General features: G+C 57.6%; 1 protein-coding gene, 1 tRNA gene and 1 pseudogene. 2 read left to right on the top strand and 1 reads right to left on the bottom strand.

Features of this window, described 5'->3' with window-relative positions; all coding sequences use genetic code 11:
* Nucleotides 1-69: 69 nt before the first annotated feature.
* Nucleotides 70-1,101: an FAD-dependent oxidoreductase gene (locus A9513_RS14615; protein ID WP_083196133.1), complete on the top strand. Its 1,032-nt coding sequence runs from the start codon at nucleotides 70-72 to the stop codon at nucleotides 1,099-1,101.
* Between the two features lie 58 nt (nucleotides 1,102-1,159).
* Nucleotides 1,160-1,235, top strand: a tRNA-Thr gene (locus tag A9513_RS14610).
* 59 nt (nucleotides 1,236-1,294) lie between these two features.
* Here A9513_RS14610 and A9513_RS14605 read toward each other — a convergent pair.
* Nucleotides 1,295-1,626 (bottom strand): annotated as a pseudogene (locus A9513_RS14605) (UDP-glucose 4-epimerase GalE); the annotation flags it as partial.

Genomic DNA, 1,626 nt, shown 5'->3' with positions numbered 1-1,626 from the left:
ATGCCCGATTGAGGTCATGACAGAGGTAGTGGCGTTGCAGCATGATGCACCTGCTTCAATCCAGTAACCGTGTTGCACTCAGCTTCTGCAACCGCCCTCTATCGACAGTTCTTCAAAGAGTACACCGAGAAAGTGTGGGGTGTAGGTTGTGATGAAATCAGTGCCGAGTGGGGGGCTCAGCGAATCAAGAGCCTATCGATCCTAAGCGCTGTGGTGCATGCGTTGAAGGGGCTGTTGGGGATCGGAGGAAAGGCGACTCACACGTCATTGATTGAGAGTTTCATCTATCCAAAATTCGGTCCTGGGCAGATGTGGGAGCAAGTAGCGGAACGCTTTGTCGACGCGGGTGGGCGTTTGGAGATGCGTAGCCGCGTCACATCGGTCAACTACCAGAACGGCCGCGTCCAGTCGATCGAGTATGTGGATGAGCGGGGTAATGCGCATCAATGCCCTTGCAACTATCTGATCTCTACCATGCCGATCAAGGATCTGGTTCGCGCTTCCAATGGGGCGCTGGGCGAGCAGGCGACGAGCATTGCCAGTGCGCTGCAGTACCGTGACTTCATTACTGTGGGCCTGCTGTACAAGAAGCAGGAACTGGTGAGCCCGCTGCAGGACAACTGGATCTACATTCAGGAGCCTGGAGTGAAAGTCGGGCGCGTTCAGATCTTCAACAACTGGAGTCCGTACATGGTCGCTGACCAGGATACGGTATGGCTGGGACTGGAATTCTTCTGCACTGAAGTCGATGAGTTGTGGATGATGAGCGATGATGCTCTCAAGGCGCTGGCCCAGGGTGAGATGCAGGAGATCGGACTGGTTGCGTCGGCGTCGGCGATGGATGCCGTTGTCATCCGCGTGCCCAAGGCTTATCCGGGGTACTTTGGTGAGGCCTATCAGCAGTTCGATACACTCCGTGAGCGTCTTGATGCGGTGGATAACCTCTTCCTGATCGGACGTAACGGGATGCATCGCTACAACAACCAAGACCATTCGATGTTGACCGCCAAGGAGGCTGTCTCGCAGATCGCCAGCGGTGCTATCGATAAATCGCGCATCTGGGCAATCAATGTCGATGACGAGTACCACGAGGAGAAGTAAGGCATGCCGCGTGCACTTGGTTGCGCGTAAGTTGCGGCGCTGATATTTTACGCCCGCCGCCGGTGTAGCTCAGTCGGTAGAGCAGCTCATTCGTAATGAGAAGGTCGGGGGTTCGATTCCTCTTACCGGCACCATCTTCAGCAAAAAGCCCCCGCTTTCGAGCGGGGCTTTTTGTTTTTCGGGCACGAAAAAATCAGGCGTAACCGCTGGGGTTCTGGCTTTGCCAGTTCCAAGCGTCGCGGCACATATCTTCGATATCGCGGGCGGCGCTCCATTGTAGTTCTGCGCCCGCCAGTGCCGGGTCGGCATGGTAGCTGGCTATGTCGCCGTCGCGGCGCGGGAGGAACCGGAAGGGCAGTTCGCGGCCGCAGGCATTTTCATAGGCGCGGATGATTTCCAGCACGCTGTAGCCGCGGCCGGTGCCCAAGTTGAAGGTCTTCGCGCCGCTGGCGCCGTCCAGCCAGCGTAGGGCGCTGAGGTGGGCGTTGGCCAGGTCGACGACGTGCAGGTAGTCGCGCACGCCGG

The organism is Pseudomonas sp. AU12215, from assembly GCF_001675465.2.
Taxonomy (GTDB): domain Bacteria; phylum Pseudomonadota; class Gammaproteobacteria; order Pseudomonadales; family Pseudomonadaceae; genus Pseudomonas; species Pseudomonas nitroreducens.
Note: the sequence above shows the minus strand (reverse complement) of the source record. Positions and strands in the feature narration are given on the sequence as shown.